The sequence below is a fragment of the Rothia mucilaginosa genome, assembly GCF_964211445.1.
In the GTDB taxonomy this organism is placed as follows: Bacteria; Actinomycetota; Actinomycetes; order Actinomycetales; family Micrococcaceae; genus Rothia; species Rothia mucilaginosa_E.
Genome location: NZ_CAXOQT010000028.1, coordinates 12,626 through 28,304, shown reverse-complemented (window position 1 = coordinate 28,304; position 15,679 = coordinate 12,626). Strand labels below are relative to the sequence as shown.

At 59.3% G+C, this 15,679-nt stretch carries 13 protein-coding genes; 6 read left to right on the top strand and 7 right to left on the bottom strand.

The annotated features are described in order from the left end of the window. On the top strand, window positions 1–211 hold a 211-nt coding region (locus AB8E48_RS07435; RefSeq protein WP_368886282.1), incomplete at its 5' end, for an S-layer homology domain-containing protein. Window positions 212–540: 329 nt separating this feature from the next. On the opposite strand, the gene AB8E48_RS07430 is transcribed toward AB8E48_RS07435, so the two are convergent. Beyond that, complete coding sequence (locus AB8E48_RS07430; RefSeq protein WP_368886281.1) at window positions 541–837, bottom strand: recombinase; 297 nt, start codon at window positions 835–837, stop codon at window positions 541–543. Between the two features lie 298 nt (window positions 838–1,135). Here AB8E48_RS07430 and nadE point away from each other — a divergent pair, with 298 nt between their 5' ends. Then, window positions 1,136–1,969 carry an ammonia-dependent NAD(+) synthetase gene (gene nadE / locus AB8E48_RS07425; RefSeq protein ID WP_294660588.1) on the top strand — a complete coding sequence of 278 codons (834 nt, stop codon included), beginning with the start codon at window positions 1,136–1,138 and terminating at the stop codon, window positions 1,967–1,969. Between the two features lie 102 nt (window positions 1,970–2,071). On the opposite strand, the gene AB8E48_RS07420 is transcribed toward nadE, so the two are convergent. Both AB8E48_RS07420 and AB8E48_RS07415 read right to left on the bottom strand, forming a co-directional pair. Next, complete coding sequence (locus AB8E48_RS07420; protein WP_368886280.1) at window positions 2,072–3,571, bottom strand: MATE family efflux transporter; 1,500 nt, start codon at window positions 3,569–3,571, stop codon at window positions 2,072–2,074. 200 nt (window positions 3,572–3,771) lie between these two features. Continuing rightward, a complete protein-coding gene (locus AB8E48_RS07415) occupies window positions 3,772–5,412 on the bottom strand; it encodes a Na+/H+ antiporter (RefSeq protein WP_368886279.1) in 1,641 nt (546 codons plus the stop codon). A gap of 422 nt (window positions 5,413–5,834) precedes the next feature. On the opposite strand from AB8E48_RS07415, the gene pdxS reads away from it, so the two are divergent. Together pdxS and pdxT are read left to right on the top strand one after the other, a co-directional pair. Then, the gene (gene pdxS / locus AB8E48_RS07410; protein ID WP_005507298.1) at window positions 5,835–6,740 is read left to right on the top strand and encodes a pyridoxal 5'-phosphate synthase lyase subunit PdxS; all 906 of its coding nucleotides are present in this window, start codon (window positions 5,835–5,837) and stop codon (window positions 6,738–6,740) included. A gap of 107 nt (window positions 6,741–6,847) precedes the next feature. Continuing rightward, on the top strand, window positions 6,848–7,486 hold the full coding sequence (gene pdxT / locus AB8E48_RS07405) for a pyridoxal 5'-phosphate synthase glutaminase subunit PdxT (RefSeq protein ID WP_368886278.1): 639 nt from the start codon (window positions 6,848–6,850) through the stop codon (window positions 7,484–7,486). Between the two features lie 88 nt (window positions 7,487–7,574). On the opposite strand, the gene AB8E48_RS07400 is transcribed toward pdxT, so the two are convergent. Next, window positions 7,575–8,240: a hypothetical protein gene (locus tag AB8E48_RS07400; RefSeq protein WP_368886277.1), complete on the bottom strand. Its 666-nt coding sequence runs from the start codon at window positions 8,238–8,240 to the stop codon at window positions 7,575–7,577. A gap of 1,230 nt (window positions 8,241–9,470) precedes the next feature. Here AB8E48_RS07400 and AB8E48_RS07395 point away from each other — a divergent pair. Next, window positions 9,471–10,217, top strand: a complete 747-nt coding sequence (locus AB8E48_RS07395; protein WP_368886276.1) for a hypothetical protein — start codon at window positions 9,471–9,473, stop codon at window positions 10,215–10,217. Window positions 10,218–10,313: 96 nt separating this feature from the next. Here the strand turns inward: AB8E48_RS07395 and AB8E48_RS07390 are convergent, their stop codons facing one another. The 3 genes from AB8E48_RS07390 to AB8E48_RS07380 all read right to left on the bottom strand — a co-directional run bounded on the left by AB8E48_RS07390 (window position 10,314) and on the right by AB8E48_RS07380 (window position 13,347). Further along, a complete protein-coding gene (locus tag AB8E48_RS07390) occupies window positions 10,314–10,661 on the bottom strand; it encodes a hypothetical protein (protein ID WP_368886275.1) in 348 nt (115 codons plus the stop codon). 253 nt (window positions 10,662–10,914) lie between these two features. Continuing rightward, the gene (locus AB8E48_RS07385; RefSeq protein WP_368886274.1) at window positions 10,915–12,222 is read right to left on the bottom strand and encodes a M18 family aminopeptidase; all 1,308 of its coding nucleotides are present in this window, start codon (window positions 12,220–12,222) and stop codon (window positions 10,915–10,917) included. A 144-nt stretch (window positions 12,223–12,366) separates the two neighbouring features. After that, window positions 12,367–13,347, bottom strand: coding sequence for a lysostaphin resistance A-like protein (locus AB8E48_RS07380; RefSeq protein WP_368886273.1), 981 nt, complete (start codon window positions 13,345–13,347; stop codon window positions 12,367–12,369). A 242-nt stretch (window positions 13,348–13,589) separates the two neighbouring features. On the opposite strand from AB8E48_RS07380, the gene AB8E48_RS07375 reads away from it, so the two are divergent. Continuing rightward, complete coding sequence (locus AB8E48_RS07375; RefSeq protein ID WP_368886272.1) at window positions 13,590–15,626, top strand: hypothetical protein; 2,037 nt, start codon at window positions 13,590–13,592, stop codon at window positions 15,624–15,626. Window positions 15,627–15,679: the final 53 nt, after the last annotated feature.

Here is a 15,679-nt window from a genome sequence, read left to right as displayed (position 1 = left end):
GGGTTCGCCGGCTTATTCGGCTCCGTCGGTGTCGCCGTTTAGCGACGTTTCGACCGGTAGTCAGTTCTACCGCGAGATTGCGTGGTTGGCTGATCAGCGGATTACGACGGGTTGGCCGGATGGTTCGTTCCGCCCGGTTCAGCCGATTGAGCGTGGCGCGATGGCGGCGTTCTTGCACCGCTATAACGTGCGCGTGCTGAATAACCGCTAGTCAAACGTGGATGTGAGGGCCGTGTCGGGGTGGAGTTTTCTGCCTCGGCACGGCTCTTTCTGTGGGCTGTTATGTCTGCGGCGTAGACTTAGGTTATGCGTGAATTACAGGCACAGAACGGCAAGGATGAAACGCTGTCAGCTACTCGGGATTCCCTTGACCAGGAGGAGCTTCTGAGCGCAGCGGCGGACTTCGTTGACCGCTATGAGAGCGTCTTTGAAAATCTAAGCTGCTAATATTCCTTCAAAAGAAATACCCCCGGTGGATGCTATACGCATCTGCCGGGGGTATTTGCTTGCCTCGCCCTGCCCGAGGAGGGCTAGTTAGCGCTAGCGGGCTTCTCGCCGGTTGAGCTTCTCAATGGCGGCTTCCACCTTGGACTTGCGGTGACTCAGCTTCCAAAGGCTGAAAGACTGCAGCAGAGTACTCTTACCAATCTCCACGAGGGAAGGCAGCCCCTGCCGGGTGAGTGCCTCATCGATTTCTTCCTGGGTGGCGCCCTGCTCCTTCATCTGCTCGATGATGATGCCCGCCTCCGCTATTTTCCCGGAGGTGAGCGGGTGGTTTTCGAGGCTGGTTTCGATGTCTACGAGCTCGTCGTAGAGTTCAGTTTTTGTTTTTGCCATGGTGCTGTCTTCACCGTCCTTGGTTGACGTGTTCTGTGGCATTGGGTGGTGGGGTTGTTTTCCCTCACCACCGCCTGTTTTGAACGGTATTTGAACCGTATGTTCATGCTAACAGTCGCGCGGGTTGTCGCGCAGGGTTTTTACCGGTGAATACGCTGTGTATTTGCGGGGCTGGAGCGCCACTGGAGCACCACTGAACCCGCCGCGCATGCAAAGCTGAACGCACCGTGTGGAACACTACCTCGCCTCCCTCGGCGGTTCACCGCACGGGCTATAAGGTGGAGCGTACACTTAAGTCATGCGTGAATTACAGGCACAGATCATCCGTGAAATGGGCGTCAAGCCCAACATGACCGAAGAACAGGCACGCGAAGAAGTGGAGCGCCGCATCCAGTTCATCTGCGACTACCTGGAAGCCACCGGAAGCCGCGGCCTGGTACTGGGCATCAGCGGCGGCATCGACTCCACCCTGGCGGGTCGCCTCTGCCAGCTGGCGGTCGACCGCCTCAACGAGCGTGGCCGCACCACCGAGTTCGTGGCGGTGCGCCTGCCCTACCGTGTGCAGCACGACGAAGAGGACGCGCAGGAGGCGCTGCGTTTCATCCAGCCGTCCCGCTCCCTCACCTTCAACATTGCGGAGGCCGTCGACGGCTTCGACACCGCCTACACTGACGCGACCGGCGAGCAGATGAGCGACTTCAACAAGGGTAATGTGAAGGCGCGCGCCCGCATGATTGCCCAGTATGCGGTGGCTGGCGGCCCCGGCTACCTGGTGGTGGGTACCGACCACGCGGCGGAGTCCATTACGGGTTTCTTCACGAAGTTCGGTGACGGCGGCGCGGACCTGCTGCCGCTGTACGGCCTGAATAAGCGCCAGAACCAGCTGCTGCTGCGGGTGCTGGGTGCCTCGGAGCGTCTGTGGGCTAAGCCGCCGACGGCTGACCTGCTGGACGGCGTGCCCGGCCGCACCGATGAGGATGAGCTGGGTCTGACCTACCCGCAGATTGATGACTACCTGGAGGGTAAGGACATCGACGAGGCGGCGGCTGAGAAGCTGGAGCAGATTTACCTGCGTAGCCGCCATAAGCGCACTACTCCGGTGACGATTTTTGATTCCTGGTGGAAGAACTAGCGTCAAAACACTAGCGCCTCAACCGGCGTAAGAACTAACGTAAATGCCCCGGCTCCCTTGGTGGGAGTCCGGGGCTTTTACTATACTTTTGCAGACCGAGGACTATGCCTTCTGTTCGGGCTGTGCGCCAGAAACCTGGGCATCCTGAACGTCCAAATCCTCAGAACCTTCAGTCTCAACCTCAGCTTCAGCGGGCGGTACCTTCGCGCCACCCGTGGCAAGGAACAGCACCAGGCCCAGCGCGCAGGCGAGCACCTGGGTGAAGGGGAACGCCCAGGTCAGACCCTTAAATCCGAACCACATGTTGCCGAAGTACACGGCGGGGAAGAACAGCAACGCAATACCGATGGTCATCAGCATTGCCGGGCCGCCCTTACCAGCCGCCTGGAACCAAGACACAAACACGATGCTGACCGCGTTGAACACGGCGGCGAGCATCAGCGCAACCATAATCTCCTCGCCGGTGTCGATGAGGCTTGCATCGCCAACCACGGCGAGCAGTTCACGGCGGAAAATCAGCACCGGAATGGTGATGATCGCGGAGGTCGCCACGGACAGGATCGTTGCGGTGCGCAGCGCCTCCTTCACGCGGGCGCCGTTGCGGGCACCGTAAGCGTAGGCGTACAGCGGGATACCGCCCATGCACAGGCCCATACACAGCATTTCGGGCACCATGTTCAGGCGCATTGCCAGACCGAACGCCGCCACGGTGTCGTCACCGTAGGAGGCGGCGAGGTTGTTCAGCAGCAGGGCGGCAAAGATCAGGTTGAGGCTCTGAATGAGCTCAGCGGCACCGACCGCGACCACGGGCTTGATGATGGCGGGGTCGAGGGAGAAATCGCGGATGTTCGCGGAGAAGTTCTCGCTCTGACGCATCAGGAACAGCAGGTAGTACAGCATGGATGCGCCGTTCGCCAGCAGCATCGCCCAACCGGCACCGGCGACGCCCATGCCCATGATGGCGATGAACAGCACGTCGAAGATGCAGGTGACGACGGTGCCGACGATGATGCCGTACATGGACTGCTTGGCGTAGCCTTCGGATCGGACCAGCTGTTCCAGGGTGAACATGCCAATGGCAAAGGGGGCACCGAGGAACATGAGGTGCACGTAGATGCGGGTCGGCTCGTAGGAGCCGCCGGAGGCACCCATAATACCGGTAATCGGGTCAGCGAGGATGAAGCCGATAATGGCGGCGATAACACCTGCACCGAGCGCCGAGTAGAGGGCGAAGGAGGTGACGCGGTGAATTTCGTGGGCGGGCTGGCCTTCACCGAGCTTGCGGGAGGCGAGGGTTGAGGAGCCCAGGCCGAACAGGCCTGCGATCGCCATGATGACGCCGAAGACGGGCACGCCGTAGCTGGTGGCGGCGAGGTCTTCGGTGCCGCCGTAGTGGCCGACGAAGTAGGAGTTCACCACGTTGTAGATGCTGGTGATGGCGAGGCCGAGTGCCATGGGCACGCCGAGGGAGAGGAGCGCCTTGAGGATGGGGGCGTCTTTGAGCAGGTAGATGTTCTGCGGGTCTTCGCTTACGCCGTGCGGGCGGTGTCCTGCGGGTGCGCTGTTTTTGGGCGCGTTGTTTTCAGTCTGCTGAGGTGCCATAGATTCCTGTGGTTCTGGTCTGTGTCGTGTCCGGTGCGCGGTGAATGACGCGGTGAGAGGCGTGGTCCGCGCGAAAAACGGGCTAGTGTATTGTACCGCCTCCACGTAGTGGTGGGGCTAGGGGTTTAGACAAAAAAGTAACAAGGCGCCCCTCCCCCGCTATTCGGGGTGGGGCGCCTCGCCTCATATAAGAGCGTGAGCTATTCGAGCTCGACGGGGCCGAGCACGCGCAGCACCTCGATGTCCAGGCGTTCCTGGATCTGGTGCAGTACGTTCGTATCGATTCTGCCTTCGTCACGCAGACGCTTGAGAATATCGCGCTGAACCTCGAGCACGCCCAGGCGCAGCTCCTTCTCCTTTTCGTGCGCTTCGAGCACCTTCAGCACGTTTTCGGGGGTGTCGTCGCCGTGCATGTGCAGGGTGTGCAGGTTACGGTACATGCTCATGTGGAACATGTGTTCTTCCGCGATGCGGTCGATGACTTCCTGCGGGGCGTTGATGCGTCCACCAATCTCCTGGATGGAATCGAAGGACTCGGCAATCATGGTGCGGATTGCTTCGTTCATCTCTTCTTCTTCGCTGTTGTCTACCGGCAGGTTCGCCCAGCGGATCACGGCGGGCAGCAGCATGCCCTGGACGACCATGGAGCACAGCACCACACCGGACACCACGAAGATGACGAAGTCGCGGTATTCAACACTCGCCGGGATAGACAGCGCCACCGCCAGGGATACGCCGCCGCGCAGACCCGCCATGGTGGAGACGACGCGGCCGCGGTGGGTGGTGCGCAGAGAGCGCTGCTTCTCACTGCGGTCGAGCAGGCGAATCGTGAAGATGGACGCATGCAGGAACACGTAGCGGATGACCACGCAGGAAATCCAGGCAACCAGTACGGCAAGCAGGGCGACACCCCAGCTGGAGCGGTCGTTTCCAAGCACAAGGCCGGCGCGTTCCACGGCGGAGGGCAGCTGCACACCGACCATGACGAACAGCACGGCGTTCATGACGAAGGTGACGAACGCCCAGGTGGGCAGGCCGTAGGTGCGGTTCTGCGGGCGGATGGTGTCCGGGCTGTAGTAGGTGAGGAAGAACGCCGCAACCACCACGGCAACCACGCCGGAACCCTTCATATCGGGCAGGGGCTCAATCTTCTCGGCGAGAATGAACGCGATGAAGGGCACGGTCAGCATGAAGCAGGTGAACCACATCGGGTTGTCGATGTGGGCACGAATCTTGTTGGCTACCCAGCCAACCGCCAGGCCGACCAGAATACCGATGAGGAAGGAGAAGACGAACATGCCGGCCGCGTGGCCGAGGGCGAGCTCTTGGCCGGCGGCTACCTGCAGGGCGAGAGCGAGGAGCACGAGAGTCGTGCCGTCGTTGATGAGCGCCTCCGCCTTGAGGGTGGTGATGGAGGACTTGGGTAGCTTGCCGTTGAGGGTTGCCACAGCAACCGCGTCGGTGGGTGCGAGCGCCACGCCAATCAGCAGTGCCGCACCCCAGATGTACACGCCGGCGAAGGCGTGCAGAATACCCGCCACACCGAAAGCGGTCACGATGACCAGCAGGGTTCCGGTGAGGATAATGCCGCGGATGCGGGTGCGCGCTTCACGCCATGAGGTGTTGCGGGTTTCCCAGAAGAGCATGATGGGCAGGAAGATTTCGAGAATCACGTGCGGCGGCAGGCCGAGCTCCTGCACTTCGTGCAGCTCGTGAGCGGGAATGATGCCGATAGCCAAGCCAACAAAAATCAGCACAATGGCGGGGGTGATGTGCGTCTTGTGCGCAATGATGGTTCCCACCAGGATGGCTAGTGAGAGCGCGATGAGGGATTCAAGCATGCTGTTCCTCTACTGCGCGCAAGGGTAGAAGGCGCCGGGCGGATGCTCGGGTTCCTTGCGCTGATGGTCTGTGACGTGTGTTGGTGTTCGCCCTGTACGGGGTAACGCGGCGGTGTTCACGACGTGGTGGGCACACCTACCGGCTGTGTGCGGGGTTCTACTGGGTTAAAGAATATACCCGCGTTTTTATTCCCTGCGCTCGCTGGCGGGGGCCGTCCGTATGCTGCCTGCGGGCGGTACCGACCGGGGGGCGGCACCGTGCATCCGGCGGGTCTGCGCAACCCGTAAACCGCCCCAGTCTGACCGCTTTTCATGACGTTTTGTGTCATTCTGACGTGAACTTCGGGTCGTACTGTGTCAGAGAACAGAAAATCCGACCCCGTGAGTGCGCGCGAACACTCAGAACGTGAGAAGATAAGGTCATGACTGATAACAACACCGTAACCGGCAGCCCGCTTGTTAAGCGCGGCCTGGCCGACATGCTCAAGGGCGGCGTCATCATGGACGTCGTCACCCCCGAACAGGCTAAGATCGCTGAAGATGCTGGCGCTGTTGCCGTCATGGCTCTCGAGCGCGTTCCTGCGGATATTCGTGCGCAGGGCGGCGTGGCTCGTATGTCTGACCCGGACATGATTGAGGGCATCATTGATGCTGTTTCAATCCCGGTCATGGCGAAGGCACGCATCGGCCACTTCGTTGAGGCTCAGATCCTGGAGACCCTGAAGGTCGACTACATTGACGAGTCTGAGGTTCTTTCCCCCGCTGACTACGTGAACCACATTGATAAGCACCAGTTCAAGGTTCCTTTCGTGTGTGGTGCTACCAACCTGGGTGAGGCTCTGCGCCGTATCACCGAGGGTGCCGCTATGATTCGCTCGAAGGGCGAGGCTGGCACCGGTGACGTCTCTGAGGCGACTAAGCACATCCGCACCATTAAGCGTCAGATTGCTGAGCTGCAGGGCCTGTACAACACCATGCCCGACGAGCTGTACGTGAAGGCTAAGGAACTGGCTGCACCGTACGAGCTGGTTCGTGAGGTTGCTCAGACCGGTAAGCTGCCCGTGGTGATGTTCACCGCCGGTGGTGTGGCTACCCCCGCCGACGCTGCGATGATGATGCAGCTGGGTGCTGACGGCGTGTTCGTTGGTTCCGGTATCTTCAAGTCGGGCGACCCGGTTGCTCGTGCGAAGGCTATTGTGAAGGCTACTGCTTTCTACAATGACCCGGAGAAGGTTGCTGAGGCTTCTCGCGGCCTGGGTGAGGCTATGGTCGGCATTAACGTTGCTGACATTCCGGCACCGCACCGCCTGGCGGAGCGCGGCTGGTAATTCGTGCGCGCACCCCGCATCTGGGGTGAGTGTTTGATGAGGGGGTGGGGTTCGCTGAGGCGGGTCCCGCCCCTTCTTGTTTTGTTGTTTTTGTGAAGGGAGCGGTGATGGTTGAGAAGGTTCAGCCTACCGGTGTTTTGCCGGGTGAGGGTTTGACGGTTGGTGTTTTGGCGCTGCAGGGCGGCGTGCGTGAGCATGCGGAGATGCTGGAGTCCTTGGGCGCGCAGGTGCGTTGGGTGCGTACCGGTGAGCAGCTTGAGGGTCTGGATGCACTGGTTCTGCCGGGTGGTGAGTCGTCGACGATTGACCGTCTGACCCGTATTTTTGGTGTGCGTGAGCCGCTGATTGAGGCGATTTCTTCGGGCCTGCCGACCCTGGGTACGTGCGCGGGTCTGATTATGCTGTCGAAGCGTATTGATGATCCGGCGCCGGGTCAGCAGTCGCTGGGTGTCCTGGATGTTTCGGTGGGTCGTAACGCGTTTGGTTCGCAGGTTGATTCTGCGGAGGTGCGTCTGCCGTGGCTGACTCCTGCCGGTGATGAGGTGGTTATTGATACGGCGTTTATTCGTGCGCCGATTGTGACCGGCACCGGTGAGGGCGTGCAGGTGACGGCTCGTCATGAGGGGAAGATTGTGGGTGTGCGTTCGGGCAACCTGATTGGTATTTCTTTCCACCCGGAGGTTACGGGCGATACGACCGTGCATGAGGAGCTGCTGGCTCTGGCACGCGAGGTGAAGGGCAAGTAGCCCCTCCCCGGCACCCCGGTGATAACGCGTTAAAGAGCTGTGGCGGTGACCGTTGTTAGGTCACCGCCACAACTATTTTTGTGCGGGTTTATGGGCGGGAGCTGCTGGGGATTTGGGGCTGAGCCTTCCACTGCTGGTAGGCGCTCGTGGCGAAGAATCGTGCACGGTTCGCGTCGCTGAGCGTCTTGATGTCTGCGGGGGCTGCCTCGTACCACTTTTCGTAGAGACGAATGATCATCTCGGGGTAGGCGGCTTCTTCCAGGTCTGCGCGGTGGGGGATGAATTCGTTGCGGTTCTTGATGTCTCGGTACTCACTTCCGGCGAAGGGGTCGGTGACTCCGACGCTGGGGTGGGCGTTGTAGGCATCGATGTTTTGAACGTATTCGGGGAGGGTGCTCCGCCCTGCTTTGAGTGCGGCGTGGCACTTGCTGTCGATTTCGCTGGGCTCAATGATGTGGGCACCGTCTGCGAGGATGTTCCGGTACTGGATGTACGCGGGGTATTGTTCATCGGTGCGCGGGACGGGCTTGGCGGCTTCTGCGGATGCGACAGCTTCGGCGGAGTATGAGGAACAGCTGACGGTTGGTGTGGTGCTTGCCGTTGCTGAGGCGCTCGCCGTGGAGGGCGAGGAAGTGCTGCTTGCCGCAGTGTTTGCACCGCCGCAGGCGGCAAGGAATAGGGGCAGGGTTGCAAGAGCGGCACCATATCGCAGTGCGCTATAGCGGGGGTTCGGAGTCCTGAAATTCAGGGTCATAATGTCACCTCATTGTGGGCTGGAACATACCGATTTGACCCTCACTATACGGGCAGTTTTGATACATGGTCAAGAGAAAAATATGTTTATTTTTTAAAATCCAACACCTCGGAGGAAAATCGACAAACAAGCTTGTTCAGCGCCCTGACTTGCGTAAACACGGAAGCCACCGGGCTCTTGAAGCAAACATGTCGCTAAAACACCAGCGTCAGATATTGCTATTTGCCCAATATACACTAGAAGCCAACATGCGCAGAGGAGCATATTTAGAATGCCCATCGCGCAACCCCCAGCCCCGTAAACCACCCCTGTAAACCAGCCCTGCAAAAGCCTGCACCTCAACGACTAGAAGCCACTAGAGGAGGAAATAGATAAGTCCCCTAACGTATTCCCAGAGCAGTAGCGAGATGACGCACTGCGCAACAAATGCGGCTATAGCTGCGATGGTTGGTATCCAGTAGCTACGCTTAGAGCATGCAATAAAAACTGCTATAAAAATAATGCATGAGACAATATCGGGACCGCAGAGAATGAATGCTTGCAGATCATATGGCCACAATATTCCATGCATATATTCTGTAGGGACTTTACATGGACTTACGATATAGTGTTTTACAATCTCATACGTCCCATACATTTTAAAAACTAAATATAGTGAGGCAATCCAAAAAATGCCTATGCGAAGCTTGACACCCAGCCATATACTAAAAATCTGCCACAAGCTAGCTAATACAACTCCCACCATAAAGAAGGGCAAGTAGAAATAGGTACTTTGCCACCCATCACATGGCGAGACAAATCTATCGAAATCTGTATACAGGGCAGTTGGGAAAATATAAAAAGATTGCAATACAATGAGAAACAAGATATACAAAATTATTTTCTCATTTACGGCGAACATCTTATAAGTAGAATTCATGATGCCATTTCCTTTCAGTAGCATAAAACGCTAGTAGCGGAACACCGAACGCATAGCCTCAATGTTGTTTTCTTACCCCTTAAGCCCCAAAGCCAATACTGGGATAGGTAGGTGACCTGCAAAATCTCCGCACTCTTACCCCGTCTACCTCATATTTAAGCAGGTCAACACCCTAAGACTACTGGGTTGCGCATCTTGCGTCCAGAGTGTTGGTTTTAAAAATTAGATGATGTTTTCCATTGACCACATATCAAATATTCGGGTACATTTAGACGCAATATATCGTTCCGTCCCTCTTGTGAGGTGGTCTCATGACCCACACCCCTGTTTTTCTTTCACTCCGTTCCAGCGGTCTACGACGCGGTGCCGCGCTGGCGATTCTCCCCCTGCTTCTTGCCTCCTGCGGTAGCTCCACCAGCACGGCATCAAGCACTCCCGCGCCCTCAAACACGACCGCGGCTTCTTCCCCGTCAGCAACGGCATCCACCGGGCCTGCCTCCTCTTCCGCGGTGAAGAAGGCAACTACCCCCTGCCTTGAACCTGACGAAGCCACGAAAGCTGAAACCCTCAAACAGCAGGAAGCCATCAGCGCCGACCGCGGTACTGCGCTCCCTTCCTACGTCTCCGCGCGGCATGTTGTGCGCAACCAGGCGAACTTCCCCACCCGCGCCGAAGCTGAATCGGCAGGAGCCGAGTGCCTGGTACTGTACGAGAAGAACAAGGCCGATCACGCCTACGCTGCGGCGTGGGTTCGCGCTATCGATGACGCTAACGTGGCAAGCGGAAAGGTAGCCTCCGGCCCGCGCGCTGACATCCAGAGCGCAGACCCCTACAAGGTGAGCAACTACGTCGACATTCGGGAGGGTAAGGAGTACTTCCCGACCCGCCGGGAGCTGCTCGCGGCAAACTACCCCGAGAACTACATTGTTGCTTTTGAGGCGTGGGCACAGCAGGCACCCGCCGATGTGAAGCAGAAGAGCGACGCGAACCGTGCGGCCGCTAAGGATACGCGCTGGTCTGAGGTGGTAACCCTGCCCAGCCCCGACAGCCCTGTCTAATCCAGCCCTGTCTAATCCAAGCCTGTCTCATCTTAAAAATAGTTGTGGCGGTGACCCTTTCATTCGGTCACCGCCACATCTGTTATAGGGTGCAGGTTAGGGTAGGAGCGCCAACCCAAACTCAATAACGATCAGGGCTACAGCACACGCGAAGAGTACCCCACGCGGCACATTGAACTTCTGCCAGAGATCATACAGCTGGCTGGGAATCAACCAAATAACGCACGCCCGAAAGGCAAGCGTCGTCAGGGGGCCACCCCACTGAATAATCATCAGGGCAAGAGCAAAACTCAGGCTGAGCATATCCAGGATGCGCCGGTGCTTTAGCACCTGCTCCCTCTCCTTCTGATAGCTGGGGTTGTTTAGCAACCTTGGTGGTGCTTTTTTCAGTTGACCCACAAGGATCAAAACCGCCAGCGGGATCAGAGAAATATCGAAGAACATGGGAACCGCCTTTCATGTTGGGGTTCGCTCGCTACGCCGGTTACGAGCTGATGGCGCACCATCATTGGTGAAAAGTTCTCAAAAACAAGTAGTGTGCAACACGTGTATAACGTATTGTGGGTTACTTTACAGCACACATAGACCCTATTCAAGAGGTAAACACCGCCGAAAAATTTTTAAAAAATAAGGGCGCCGGGAACCTTACGTTCCCGGCGCCCACACCCCAGCTGTTCATACCTCAGCGGGGTTCAATTTAGAGGCGGAAGAAGCCTTCCACCGCGCGGGTCATGTACGCCATATCGTCCACATGGCACATCTCGCGCATCGAATGCATCGACAGCAGGCCAATACCCACATCCACAGTGCGCATACCCAGGCGAGTCGCCGTAATCGGGCCAATCGTCGAGCCGCACGGCATATTGTTATTCGACACGAACTCCTGATACGGCACGCCAGCCTTCGCACACGCCGCAGCAAACACGCCAGCACCCACCGAATCCGTTGCGTAACGCTGGTTCGCGTTAATCTTCAGCAGCGGGCCACCACCGGGCAGCGGCTGAACGGTCGGGTCGTGGTGACCCTGATAGTTCGGGTGCACCAGGTGACCGGCATCAGCCGACAGGCAGAACGACGCCGCCACCGAACGGCGGTACTCCTCCGTGCTCTCACCGCGCGCAGCCGAGAGGCGCACCAGAATATCCTCCAGGAACGGGCCAGCCGCACCACTACGCGACTCCGAGCCCAGCTCCTCGTGGTCGAACGCCGCAAGCATCACGGTCTCAGTGGCGTGCTCATCCGCGTTATCTGCAACGTAACGCTCCAGGGCGGTCAAACCCGCGTGCACCGAAGACAGGTTATCCAGTCGACCGGAAGCGAACAGCTCCTGATCCGCACCGAAACGGCGCGGCGGCTGCGAATCAGCGAACAGCAGGTCGTAACCCACGATGCTCTGCGGGTCGACCGGCTCGCCGTCAATCACGTGCTTCGCCATGTAGCCGAGCACGTCATTCTCCGCCGGGCCCACGCCCCACACGGGGTACATATTGAACTGCTTGTCCAGCACCAGTTCGTTGCGCTTGTGGTCCAGGTGCGGCGCCAGCTGCGGGATGCGCGCAATCGGACCGGTACGCACCAGGCGGTCCTTCAGCTCGCCGTCCTCCAGGACGGTGAGGCGACCCGCCACGCACAGCTCACGGTCGAGGAAGGAGTTCAGCAGTGCGCCGCCGTAGTTCTCGACAGCGATCTGGTGCCAGCCCTTCGTGGTGATGGAGGAGGAGGGCTTAATCTTCAGGGAGGGCGAGTCGGTGTGCGCACCCAGCACGCGGTAGCCGCTTGCCTTCTGCGCCTTCGCGCCGCCAGCCCAGGCGATAATCGCGCCATCACGGACGACGAAGTGGCGGCCGGTTGCGATCTGCGGGTCCCATGCTTCGGTCTCTACAAGCTCGGTGAAGCCCGCTGCTTGCAGGCGGCGCGCTACCGTGCGCGCGGCGAGGTAAGAGACCGGCGACTCCGCCACGAATGCGGCGAGGTCTTCAATATTTTTTACAGCATCAACAGTCATGGTTTAACCCTACCTTTTCTTGGGTGTTGACGGGGTGACCGGGGCTGATAGTCCACGCGGTATGGAGTAATAGCCCTGGTGAGGCTCGAATGGAGCGGGGTGGGCGGGTTGGGGTAGCTGAGCTAGAGCAACCCGCCATATAGCCTATTTATCAACCTTGAGCGGTTGTGTTTCACGTGAAACTTCGCCGCGGCGAGCGCGTGCGTTGAAGATCAGGCAGGCGAGCACCACGTACACGCCTTCCAGCGCGATACCCTGCAGTGCGTCCACGGGGGTCACACCCTCGGAGGCGAACGGGTCCAGACCAGCCACCATGGACAGCAGCATCAGGATCACATTATTCGCCACGTGCAGACTGATGGAGGCTTCCAGACCGCCGGTGTACCAGCAGAGGAAACCCGCGTAAATACCCATCGCAAGAATCGTGCTCTGACCCCAGGGGTCGTAGGCGTGGGAGAGCATGAACAGCACTGCGGGCAGCACAATCGGCAGCCAGGGGGTGCGGAGCCAGCGGCCCAGCATCTGCATCATGAAGCCGCGGTAGGCGAGCTCTTCGGCGTAGCACTGCACGGGCACCAGGATCAGCATCATCGCCACATAAACCCAAAATTCAACCTGTGGAGGTTGAAAATAGCGGTATTCGGGCAGGCTCTCACCGCTCAACGCCAGCATCACGGCGTAGTAGATGCCGTAAACTGCGAAGCTCAAACCCAGGTACGGCAGCAACAGCGATCGGCGCAGGCGGCCCGCTACCGAATGGATCAGACCCCAAGGCTTCGGGCCCACAACCAGGCGCGCAATAAAGAGCGAAGGCACAATCGCGATGAGGGAGAGGAAGGTCAGCGCAAACAGCGCCGGGTGTTCCATAATGACGGCGCGGTTCGTCGCTACATCATGGAGGGAAAGTCCCGAACCCATAATCGCCGCGGCCAGGGCAACTGAAATCAGCAGGTTGAGGCCAAGAAATACGGCGACGCCGAGCAGACCTTCCAACAGGGGTGAGAACCAGCGGGATTTCGGGTCGGCGTGAGAGAGACGGTGGTAGGCAAGACCTGCAACAGGTGCAGGAGTAGCGGGGGTTCCGGCGGCTACCTGCGGGGGTGCCGGGGGCGGTGTCGTGTTCATTCTTTAATCCTAGCCTTCGCGGGCTCGATGGTGACCGGGCATGCTGAAACCTTCAAGTGCTGATTGATACGGATTGTTTCAAAACCATTGAAAAAGCCGTGAATAAGGCTGAAAACCCACCATTCACGGGGTTCGTTTTCTGAACCTATGCCATAATTTGTAGCGATAATACGCTCATATACATAGTCGCTGATGACCGCTCTTCCGGGGTGTTTTTTCAGCACCAGAAAGGCTGCTTTCTTATGGCACTCGTCTTCAATCCGCCGCCCAACTGGCCCGCTCCTCCTGCCGGATGGACCCCCACTCCTACGTGGCGCCCTGACCCCGCGTGGGGTCCGGTTCCTGAAGGTTGGCAGCTGTGGGTCGAAGAGCCCGAGCCCGAACCCATTCAGGTTGAAGAGGCTACTATTGAGCCGCTGATTCCCGAGGAGCCCGCTGCTGAGGCAGTTGCCGCTGAGCCCGTAGTCGCTGAGCAGGTTGCTTCCGAGCAGCCCGTTGAGGCGCCCGTAGTTGCTGAGGCTGAGCAGCCCGCCGAGGTTGCGGCACCGCTGACCGTTGAGGACGTTGACCTGGAGCAGCTCGCCGCTGAGCTCGAAGGTGAGCAGATCGTTGAGGTTCCGGAGGCTCCCGCACCCCAGACTGAGGCATCCCACGTTGAGGCGCAGCAGGTTGAGGCACCCGCAGTTGAGTCCGTTCAGGAGTCCGCTGAGGAGTCTGAGCCGAAGCCGATGCGTCACCTGACTCAGGTTCCGCTGACCGGCACCGCTCTGCCCGAGCAGGTTCTTGCGTCCCAGTCTTCCGCAGTTGAAGAGACTGCAGCTGAAGAGACTGCAGCCGAGGCTCCGGCAGCTACTGAGCCGGTCGCTTCCGAGCAGTCCGTTGAGGCGCACGTTGTTGAGGCACCCGCCGCTGAGCCCGTGCTGTCTGAGCCTGCCGCTTCTGAGCCTGTTGCTGAGGCTCCCGCCTCCACCGAAGAGGCTCCCCACACCATTGAGAGCTCCCCGCTCGTTGAGTTCCACACTCCCGAGGCTGAGCGCACCGTCAACCTGTCCGAGCGCACCGTGAACCTCTCGGAGCAGCCCGGTCAGGATGTACAGCCCGGCCAGAACGTGCAGGGTGACCAGAACGCACAGTTCATCCCGGCGGGTCAGGCACCGAACGGCTTCCAGCCGAACCAGGCTGATGGTTTCCAGGGCCAGAACTTCCAGGGTGGCAACTACCAGGACCAGGGTTTCCAGGGTCAGAACGCGCAGGGCGGCCAGTACCAGGGCAACCCCTACCAGGGTCAGCCGTACAACGCTCAGCAGCCCTACCAGGGTCAGGTTTCTGATCAGGACCAGGCAACCGTAGCGCTCAGCAACCCCTACATGACCGAGCCCGGCAACCAGGGCAACGGCGAGGACGGCTCCGAGAAGAAGGGCCTGCTCTCCGGCACTAAGCTGTGGGGTGTTATCGGTGGTGCGCTGGCTCTGCTGATTGTCATCATCCTGGCAATTGTCATGCTGATTCCGCGTGGCGGCTCGAACCCCGCCTCCAATTCTGCGGCGGCATCGAGCGCAGCGGCTACTTCCGCTGAGGCGTCCTCCGCGGCAGCATCCTCTGAGGCTTCTTCCGCTCCCGCATCTGAGAGCGCGGCAGCTGCTTCGGCTTCTTCCGCAGCGCCCATCGCTGCTGCTGAAGCGAAGATGCCCGAGGGTGAGTTCAAGGAATACAAGAAGACCGTCGCCGACAACAAGGACACCATCGACATTGAGAAGATCAAGGGCGATGTGTCCGCAGGCCTGCTCTACTACGAGTTCAAGCCCGCAGACGGCGTGGTCAACGCCTTCATCACCAGCCGTGACGATAAGGGCGGCATCACCTCGGGTGTGAGCGTTATTGATTCCACCCGCGACAACAAGGAGCTCAAGGGCACCGCGTGGATTGACGCGAGCGGCCACTCCACCCCCACCCGCAAGCTGGAGCTGACCGGTAAGGGCGAATGGACCATCCGCGTCTACGATGCAGACTCCGCACCCCACTACAAGAAGGGTGAGAAGTTCCAGAGCACCATGAACTTCTACGCTTTCACCTACGAAGGCACCGAGGCGACCATGGAGTTCCAGACCAGCGGCCCGACCACCCGCGGCTTCACCGTTCTGAACGCGACCAAGAACGACCCGTTCTTCTCCTCGACCATTCCGACCGTGAAGAGTAGCGTGCAGTGGGTTCAGAGCAACAAGAGCTACATGCAGGTTCGTACCGACTCCAACATCACCTGGAGCATCGGCACTAACTAACGGCTTGGCTGACTAGGTCAGCAGGCTGGGTATAGAAGTATCCCCCGCATCCG

Coding starts and splice junctions, on each gene's coding strand:
- AB8E48_RS07420 (WP_368886280.1), bottom strand. CDS start 3,571: ATGGCACCTCAGCAGACTGAAAACAACGCGCCCAAAAACAGCGCACCC.
- AB8E48_RS07390 (WP_368886275.1), bottom strand. CDS start 10,661: ATGTTCTTCGATATTTCTCTGATCCCGCTGGCGGTTTTGATCCTTGTG.
- pdxS (WP_005507298.1), top strand. CDS start 5,835: ATGACTGATAACAACACCGTAACCGGCAGCCCGCTTGTTAAGCGCGGC.
- AB8E48_RS07385 (WP_368886274.1), bottom strand. CDS start 12,222: ATGACTGTTGATGCTGTAAAAAATATTGAAGACCTCGCCGCATTCGTG.
- AB8E48_RS07395 (WP_368886276.1), top strand. CDS start 9,471: ATGACCCACACCCCTGTTTTTCTTTCACTCCGTTCCAGCGGTCTACGA.
- pdxT (WP_368886278.1), top strand. CDS start 6,848: ATGGTTGAGAAGGTTCAGCCTACCGGTGTTTTGCCGGGTGAGGGTTTG.
- AB8E48_RS07415 (WP_368886279.1), bottom strand. CDS start 5,412: ATGCTTGAATCCCTCATCGCGCTCTCACTAGCCATCCTGGTGGGAACC.
- AB8E48_RS07375 (WP_368886272.1), top strand. CDS start 13,590: ATGGCACTCGTCTTCAATCCGCCGCCCAACTGGCCCGCTCCTCCTGCC.
- AB8E48_RS07430 (WP_368886281.1), bottom strand. CDS start 837: ATGGCAAAAACAAAAACTGAACTCTACGACGAGCTCGTAGACATCGAA.
- AB8E48_RS07400 (WP_368886277.1), bottom strand. CDS start 8,240: ATGACCCTGAATTTCAGGACTCCGAACCCCCGCTATAGCGCACTGCGA.
- nadE (WP_294660588.1), top strand. CDS start 1,136: ATGCGTGAATTACAGGCACAGATCATCCGTGAAATGGGCGTCAAGCCC.
- AB8E48_RS07380 (WP_368886273.1), bottom strand. CDS start 13,347: ATGAACACGACACCGCCCCCGGCACCCCCGCAGGTAGCCGCCGGAACC.